This window comes from Ehrlichia minasensis (assembly GCF_004181775.1).
GTDB lineage: Bacteria > Pseudomonadota > Alphaproteobacteria > Rickettsiales > Anaplasmataceae > Ehrlichia > Ehrlichia minasensis.
Genome location: NZ_QOHL01000016.1, coordinates 20,172 through 29,260, shown reverse-complemented (window position 1 = coordinate 29,260; position 9,089 = coordinate 20,172). Strand labels below are relative to the sequence as shown.

The window sequence follows — 9,089 nt, the reverse complement described above, 5'->3', positions numbered from 1 at the left end:
GTAAGGAAAAAGCCCAGAGTTTGCACAGTGTGAGTTCTGAGCTTTGTGGTGATAGTGCTGTAAAGTCGGAGTGTATTGAAAGTAGAAAAAGGCAAGGTGTCTTATCAGCAGGTGCAGTAAAGTTTGTGACTAAGGCTTTAGTAGAAGCAGATCTAAGGGTTAAGGGGTCAGAGCTAAAAAAGTCCAGTAGTAAGGAAAAAGCTCAGAGTTTGCACAGTGTGAGTTCTGAGCTTTGTGATGATAGTGCTGTAAAGGCTGTGGATATTTACAGAGAAGAAAAACATAGAGCTCAAATGGAAGATACGCCAGAATTTTTTGTTAGACATTTAAAGACCGATACTGAAAAAGAGTGGGAGTCAAAAAGTTTGGAAGATACTACTGCTGTTAAATGTATCAGAAAAGAAAGACATCATGGTGTCGTTGGTATAGAAGATAGAGAATCAGAGTTAGATAGCAAACATTTACAACAGGGTGCAAAACCAAAAGTTTATCAGCCTTACTCTATTAAGCAGAGGAAAGATACTGATGCAATGCCATCTTGTGTGTGTGAAGAAATAGGAAGTGGTGAGAGATTACATGAGGTTAATGAAGGTAAGAGACATGGAGCTCAAGTACTTGCTTCGGTTAAAGTTAGTACACACATGGTCACTGGAAGTTTTATTAGGAAACCTACCCGTCACCTTTCTTCAAAGCAATATTTTCAACAAATGATAGAATTTAGGAAAACTGTAGAACAGTTTTCAGATATGCATTTAGTATATTCTGCTAATTTGATGTTTAATATATTTAGTACAGCAGGTGATGTACTTGTATTAAAACCTGAAATTCAAAGTAGTTTATTAAAAATAACTAATAATATAAATCTATGTACTTTTGTTATTAAACTTGGCATAATTGAGCACGTGGCCGTTAGGTTGTGTAATCCTGTTATTCTTAAGTATTTTAAGTATTGTGCCAGTCATTATTATGATCAGAGCAACATGGATGCATTCTTGATAAATCTAATAAATCTAGGGTTTACTGACTTAAAGACTCTTTCTGTACGAGTGCGTGATTTCCTTTATTGTTATTGTCAGGTGTTAAAAGACAAGACTGTTTTTAAGGTACACTCTAGTCGTTTTTACTATGACATGTTAGATATGTACCTTGATATTGTAAATACATCAGCTCGTGGTACTCAGTTAAATGAGTTAATTGATTTTATAAAAGTATCTTGTGTTGTACAGTTTGGGCATATGTATCATATTATTGTGCAGTCAAAAAATATCACTACAGGATCCTGTACTGATAAAGCAATACAAGCCCTTATTTCTCAAGAAAAAAGTGTAAAACATATGCTGTTTTATGCTGTAAAGTTTGAGAGGATATGTGATAATGCAAGGATGGCGTTTAGTCATTTATATGGTCCAGATGAAAAGAGAAATCCTGTATGTACAACATCTGGATTTACATTCCCGCGCAATATTATTAGAGCCTGTAAGGAAATTATTGGTGATATTGACTATAATGTTAAAAATGGTACTATGCACTTTGGTGTGTTTATGAGTAACATAGCAAATTATAGTACGAGCTTGTTCTTGAATCCGAAACTAGAACTTCTTATACGAAAAGATATAAAAACTTATGAAAGGGTTGTAGCAGAGCAATACTTAACTATGGGATCTGCTGTTGAATCTTCTCGTAGCCTGTAAATGAGTAATAAGCCTAGTGCTATAAGCATTATAAACATCAGGAATTTACAATGCTTATAGAATGTTGCATTAGTAAGATGTTTTAATAATAGAATAATGTTGACAAAAAGTATCTTTATACATTTGGTGTTTTAAAACAAAGGATTATTTCTTTATTATTCAGATGCAGTTATAATTTTTTGCATGTGTGGCATCATAATTTCTATTAGTTTCTTAACCAAATCTGCTTGTTGACTTTGTGATAGTGAAGATTGATCTGAACTAACTGCAGAATTTATTAATGGAGTTAATATTTTATTTAATTCTGGAATTGCTTGTTTGACTTCCTTTTTGATGCATTCTTTCATTTTTTGGTCTATTGTTGTGTTGTATCCTTTTTCAACATAGCTCATAGCACTCTCTAAACTTTCGTCTAGTGACAATTCTTCTTTCATGTTCTTGTACCTAAATTTATCGTGATAATTAAATATTATAGTATATTTATTAATAAAATTATAACTCTTGTTGAGGATTGACTTTTTTGATATAGTTGTGACGTTGAGTGAGTTCTAGAGTTCTACATTATTTTCTTTCAGACCTTATTGTATAAGTTGTCTTTTTATGTTGTGTTATGTAATGAACTATAAATTTATTATAGTTAATAAAGTAGATAAATAATGTTGGTTTATAAGGTTTATAAAATCAACGCTAAAAGTGTGGTAATTATTGTGATAGATAAGCTTGTTAAATTTATGTGTCTATATTGATGAACCATTGTGTATGTGGCAATTAATTAGGTAGTAGTGCTTATTGGTTTTGTTTTCTGAATTATGAGGTAGCATGAATGTCAAAAGTAGCAATTATTGATTTTGGATCACAATTTACGCAATTACTTGCTAGGAGGATAAGAGAACTAAATGTCTATTCTGAAATTTTTACACCTGATGTGGAATTTGATCTTATAAGAGATAGTGAAGCGTTTATTTTATCTGGAGGTCCTAAATCAGTTGCTGATTTACAGGAAATACCTAAAGTTGTTCATAATATTATTGAGCTAAATAAAAAATCTTCAGTTCCAGTGTTAGGTATATGCTATGGATTACAGCTTTTGAGTAATTATTTTAATTCAGCTATTGTATCTGGTTGTAGTAAAGAGTTTGGTAAAGCTACTTTGAATATTATAAAAGCATCAGAAATCACAAAAAATGTTTGGGAAGTAGGTAGAAAGGTTGATGTATGGATGAGCCATGCAGATAGTGTGTATAATGTTCCTCATGGTTTTGAGGTTATAGCATATAGTGTGTTAAAAAATGTAATTGCAATGGTATGCAATGAAGAAAGAAAAATTTACGGAATGCAATTTCATCCTGAAGTATATCACACCACAGATGGTATAGCATTGCTTAATAATTTTATAAGGATAGCAGGGTGTAAAAATAACTGGACGATGACCTCCTTTTTAGATGAGCAACAACATATTATAAGAAAGCAAGTAGGAGATAAAAAAGTAATAGCAGCTATTAGTGGTGGTGTTGATTCTAGTGTTGCCGCTGCTTTAACTTATCGAGCGATAGGTGATCAGCTGCACTGTATCTTTATTGATAATGGTCTGTTACGTTATAATGAAGCAGAAAAAATAAGTCAGTTATTAGTTAATCAGTTTCAAATGCCTATCACTATTGTTGATAAGTCATCACTATTTTTGGATAAACTTAGGCATATTACTGACCCGGAAAAAAAAAGAAAAATAATAGGAGAAACATTTATTGCAGTATTTGAAGAAGAGGCAAATAAAATAGGAGGAGTAGAATTTCTAATGCAAGGAACTATATACCCTGATGTTGTAGAGTCTGGTGGTACTATAGGAAAAGAAAGCGCAACTATCAAGTCTCATCATAATGTTGGTGGACTACCTGACGTTATGAAACTAAACCTTGTTGAGCCTCTAAGGTTGCTGTTTAAGGATGAAGTTAGATTATTGGGGAAGGAGCTTGGGATATCAGATGAAATATTGATGCGTCATCCATTTCCAGGTCCTGGACTAGCAATTAGGATAATAGGTGAAATTACTCAAGAAAAAATAAAAATGTTACAAGCTGCTGATGATATATATATCAATCTTATAAAGAAGTACAACTTGTATAATGTTATATGGCAAGCATTTGCAGTAATATTACCTGTGAAAACAGTAGGTGTTATGGGTGATAGTAGGACTTATGGTTATACTTGTGCTTTAAGAGCTGTTACTTCTAGTGATGGTATGACTGCAGACTGTTTCCCATTTGGTGTAGATATAGAGACTAAGTTAATCTTTTATGAATTTTTGCAGGAAGTAAGTAATGCAATAGTAAATAATGTTGAAGGGATTAATAGGGTAGTATATGACACTACATCTAAACCTCCAGCTACAATTGAATGGGAATAGATTTTGTAAAATCTTGCAATAGAATATAAAATTATTAAAAGCTAATTTTGGGTTTTTTTTATTAGTATAGTAAGTTGTGAACATCATTAAAGTGATACTCAAGGAATTGATTAGCATGTAAATCTGTCTATCTAACACTTTAATTGCAATTAAACATTGTGTAAGAAATTAGTGATGCAGTTATCAATAATGTTGAAGACTAATAGTATTATATATGTATGACTCTGCTAACCATTCAGTTGCAATTGAATAGAGCTAGATATTTATAATATTGAAAATAAAAGTTAGGTTGTTGATTATTAAGGTACTATTACTGATTTTTTATAAGTTTGAATTTGTAGTGGTGTTGTGAATATTGGTAAAATGTAAGATATACTTTAATTATTTTATATAGTTTTATGTATATATAGTAATCTGGTGTATATTATTCACTCTTTCTATTTACAGATTTTATCAGTAAGACTTGATCATTTTCCAGATGAGCAGTTGTAGATTTTCAGATCAAAGTGAAATTCAATCCTTATTTTAATGTTTGGCATGCTAAAAAACTCAAATATAATCATATTTGTTTAAGATTAATGTTAAGTTTTTTCTAAAAACTTTGAAATGTAGTATAACTTGTAAGTGTATATAAATATGGTATTGATTTTTTATTGTTGGTGATAGTATTGTATAAACTTTGTGTATTGTAAATCTTATTAAATATCTAGTGTATTAAGAAATGATTTATTTTTACGGAAAGTTAAAAATCAGTGTTGATAATATTATCAGTATAAATTTTGTGTGTAAATATCAGAAAAGCATTAGATTTTCAGTTAATATACATAAAGTTTACATAACTTCTGATAAGATTTGAAGTGTTTGAATTTTAATTTTTATCTGTTTGTGTTATATAAGCAAAGTATGCGTTTATTGTTATTAATTTAGGTAAAAATATGGTCGAAGAAGCAGTATTGGAATTAGATGGTCAAAAGGTGAAATTACCGGTTTTGTGTGATACTAATGGAAATAAGGTTGTAGATATTACTTCTTTGTATAAAAGTACAGGAATATTAACTTATGATCCAGGCTTTATGTCTACTGCTGCTTGTGAATCCAAGATTACATTTATTGATGGTAGTAAAGGTATATTGTGCTATAGAGGGTATAATATAGCTGATTTAGTTAATAGCAATAAGAGTTTTATAGAAATCGTATATTTATTGTTTTATGGGTCTTTCCCTAGTGTTGATGATTTCAAAGATTTTATGTTGCAGATTTCTCAGGAGTATATGCCTCCTAAGATGATTTGTGATGTTATAAAGTCATTTTCACAAGATTCACATCCTATGACTATATTGATGGCATGTTTTTCTGCATTGGCGTCTTATTATCATGACCAAGCGGTTGATGAAGATGGATTAAAACATGCTAAGTTAGCAGTCGCTAAGGTTGCAAGCATAATAGCAATGATTTATAGATATACTACGAAACAGGATTTTATCGAGCCTAATCATGAACTGTCTTATAGTGAAAATTTCATACATATGATGTTTGACATTTCTTCTTATAAATCTACTCAAATTGTTGCTAAAGCTTTGGATATTATTTTTACATTACATGCTGATCATGAGCAAAATGCTTCTACTGCCACTGTTAGGTTGGCTGGTTCTTCTGGTGCGGATTTGTTTGCTTGTTTAGTTGCAGGAATAGCAACTTTATGGGGTCCAGCTCATGGTGGTGCTAATGAAGCTGTGATTAATATGTTAATGGCAATTGAAAACCCAAGTAACGTAAAGCAGTTTATTCAAAAAGTAAAAGATGGTAATAGAAGTACAAGGCTGATGGGTTTTGGTCATAGGGTGTATAAAAATTATGATCCACGTGCTAAGATAATTTGTAAAATTTGCAAAGAAGTCTTAAATGATTTAAGTGTAAATGATCCATTATTAGAAATAGCTTTAGAATTGGAAAATATAGCTTTACAAGATAGTTATTTTATTGAACGTAGCTTGTATCCTAATGTAGATTTTTATTCTGGAATTATTTTAAAAGCTATTGGTATACCAATAAGAATGTTTACTACATTGTTTGCATTGGCTAGAACATCTGGTTGGTCTGCTCAGTGGTATGAAATGGTGTCAGATAAGAGTTACAAAATATGTCGTCCACGTCAGTTATATACTGGTCATATTGCAAAAATCTAGTTTTATATTTATTATATTAAAATTGTTCAATATCTGTTATCGGATTGATATTTATAGGTGCTGTAAAGTACTATGTTGTGTGCTATTGGCTTATTTATGCATGAGTGGTTTTGTAAGAAAGTATTGGTGATTGGAAATATATAAATATATGTTATATATAACGGTAATATTGATATTTAAAATGTAAGTATAATATTAAAAAATGAAATTATAGAATGTAATTATGATATAGTGTTAAACAGAATATTTTATCCTATGAATAGTTCTTCTATTAATATTCTTACTTAGATATTTTGTTGGTAATAATGACGATAATTATTGATACATTAAATGACATATTAAAAACACGTGAATTAGATATAGAAAATTGGTTTTCTGATAGATTTGCTAAATACCACCCAGTAATAAATGTTTCAGTTGATTTAAGAATATCTGATTATAAAGTTGCTCCTGTAGATACTAACATTTTTCCTGCAGGTTATAATAATTTTACTCAACAATCTCAAGTTTATACTTCTAGATTATTGAAAGAGTATATAGTTGATTATATGGACTGTAATAAAGTTTTAATTATAGGGGAGAACCATACTAAAAATCTAAAGTATATAGATAGTTTAATTGCTTTAAAAAATATAGTTAATAGTGCAGGTTTTATTACTGAAGTTGGGATATGTGGTATAAGTCAGAATATAGAACTTGTTTCTTCAGATGGGAGTTTAATAAACTGTCTGTGTCTTGCTAATGATAATGGAGTACTTCAAGCTGGATGTAAGTTTATTCCTGATCTTATTTTACTTAATAATGATATGACTAGTGGTATGCCAGAAGTTCTGCGAGGTTTAAAATATCAAAATATTGTTCCATCTTTGTTTTTAGGTTGGTTTAATAGGAGCAAATCTAATCATTTTTCTATTTATCAGAAATTGTGTGAAGAGTTTTGTAAGAGATTTAAAATTGATTCTTGGCTAATTTCAACTTTATTTTCTAGTTGTAGTAATATTTGTTTTATAGATGGGCAAGGTGTGCATAATATTGCTGATGAAGTTGAAGTGATTATTGATAAGATACATAATAAATTCCAGCTATATGGTATTAAGGAACGGCCATATGTATTTATAAAAGCTGATAACGGTACTTATGGTATGGGAATTGTAATAGCTTATTGTAGAGATGATGTATTGACGCTTAATAAGAAAAAACGTAATAAAATGAAAAGAATTAAGGATAGCAAAGTTGTCAGTAAAGTAATAATACAAGAAGGTGTTACTACTAGAGAAGTGTTCAATAACTGTGTTGCAGAGCCATTAATCTATTTTATAGGAAGTACGCCTTCATGTTACTTATATAGATATCATAATATGAAAGATAGATTTTCTAATTTAAATTCTGTAGGCTGTAATTTTATAGATGTGAGCTATCAGAAGAAAAATATGTTGTGTTGGTCTATAATTGCGAGAATAGCTGCATTAGCTGCAGCAATTGAAATGCATAGCGTAGCAAATATTAATATGGAGCAAAGTATTTATTAGGATTGTGGTAATGTTAGTAGAGCATGTAAATTTATAGTAAAACTTACATAATAAAATATTTTATTAGTTTGTAGATGGTTAATCCTGATAGTTCAATATCAAGAATGTATGATATTACAGTATTTTCTCAATTTTATAGTGTTAAAGTCATTAAGATAGAAAGATTTATTCAAATTGATAAATTTGAAATATAGTAAGTATAATTGAAGCTTGTTGGATTGTAATATGTACTAATTTTTAGTTATAAAGTCTGGTATACGTTTGTAGTAGCGATGTAACCATTATTACAATTTCATACAAAACTTGGTGAAACAGTGTAGTATTATTTAAGGTGAGAAATTTTGGAGAATGTTATAGTTATGTTGCAATAATAAATTGTTGTCTTATTTAATTAATACATAAAGCTGTGTTAATGTATAACAATAATGTTATGTGAGAGCATGTTATTTTTAAATGTTAGCTTAATTCTGTATTTATTGCAAGAAAGTAAATGTTTGTTAAAGGTAATCTCTAATTGTTGTGGTGTTTAATATAGGTAAGAATTTGCAAGAGATATGTAGTATGGTAAGCAAGTCTGTAAATAATAAAGATATATTAAATAGATAATGAGATTTTGTGGAGCTATTGTGTTAATTTAAATGAGTCTGCAAAAAAAAATGGGTTGTGTAATAGGAAGATCATATGAAGGAGATCATGTGAATAGGATAGAACAAATGTAGCATTGAATGTTTAATACATTATTCTTCTTATCGAATAATCTTATTTTATCCTAATGATGTAATTGATATTGAATAATTTTATTTTTTAATATCAATTTTTCAAGTTTACTAATAACAAGCTACTATGTTTAATGTTAAATGCATTGTTCTGCTTACTGGGTTTAGTCAATATATGTTGAAAATATAGTTATATTGCTAGTTAGTGTTAGATGGCTTATGAATTTGGTTGATGATTACTGATAATAAGCTTTATGTTTAGTATAGTGTTTTATGTTAAATTGAGAGTTTAGTGCATTTTTAGTTGTTGATTTAATCAATAGAGTAATTTTAATAAGCACTTAGTTTCACGATTTATTGGCAATGAGTGCTGTGATGAATTAATAACGTAATTGTTGTATTAACCATTAGTTTTATTGTAATGTGGATTTAATATAGTGTTTGTTGATAACAACACTATATTTAATGATGATTAATGTGATATAAATATTTAGTGCATTGTTCTCATTACAGATTTAATCTTATTAATAGTGAAATATACTGTGTTAGTTAGTCATTGAATA

5 protein-coding genes are annotated in these 9,089 nt (G+C 29.5%); 4 read left to right on the top strand and 1 reads right to left on the bottom strand.

The window, feature by feature from the left end:
- On the top strand, nucleotides 1-1,691 hold a 1,691-nt coding region (locus DRF75_RS03590; RefSeq protein WP_205745109.1), incomplete at its 5' end, for a DUF3514 domain-containing protein.
- Nucleotides 1,692-1,846: 155 nt separating this feature from the next.
- Here the strand turns inward: DRF75_RS03590 and DRF75_RS03585 are convergent.
- Nucleotides 1,847-2,125, bottom strand: coding sequence for a hypothetical protein (locus DRF75_RS03585; protein WP_045171114.1), 279 nt, complete (start codon nucleotides 2,123-2,125; stop codon nucleotides 1,847-1,849).
- A gap of 389 nt (nucleotides 2,126-2,514) precedes the next feature.
- Between DRF75_RS03585 and guaA the strand changes: the two genes are divergently transcribed.
- The 3 genes from guaA to gshA all read left to right on the top strand — a co-directional run bounded on the left by guaA (nucleotide 2,515) and on the right by gshA (nucleotide 7,810).
- Nucleotides 2,515-4,095 (top strand): glutamine-hydrolyzing GMP synthase, encoded by a 1,581-nt coding sequence (gene guaA / locus DRF75_RS03580; RefSeq protein ID WP_129992662.1) that lies wholly within the window; start codon nucleotides 2,515-2,517, stop codon nucleotides 4,093-4,095.
- Nucleotides 4,096-5,030: 935 nt separating this feature from the next.
- A complete protein-coding gene (locus tag DRF75_RS03575) occupies nucleotides 5,031-6,281 on the top strand; it encodes a citrate synthase (protein ID WP_045171087.1) in 1,251 nt (416 codons plus the stop codon).
- A 305-nt stretch (nucleotides 6,282-6,586) separates the two neighbouring features.
- Nucleotides 6,587-7,810, top strand: coding sequence for a glutamate--cysteine ligase (gshA, locus tag DRF75_RS03570; RefSeq protein ID WP_045171088.1), 1,224 nt, complete (start codon nucleotides 6,587-6,589; stop codon nucleotides 7,808-7,810).
- Nucleotides 7,811-9,089: the final 1,279 nt, after the last annotated feature.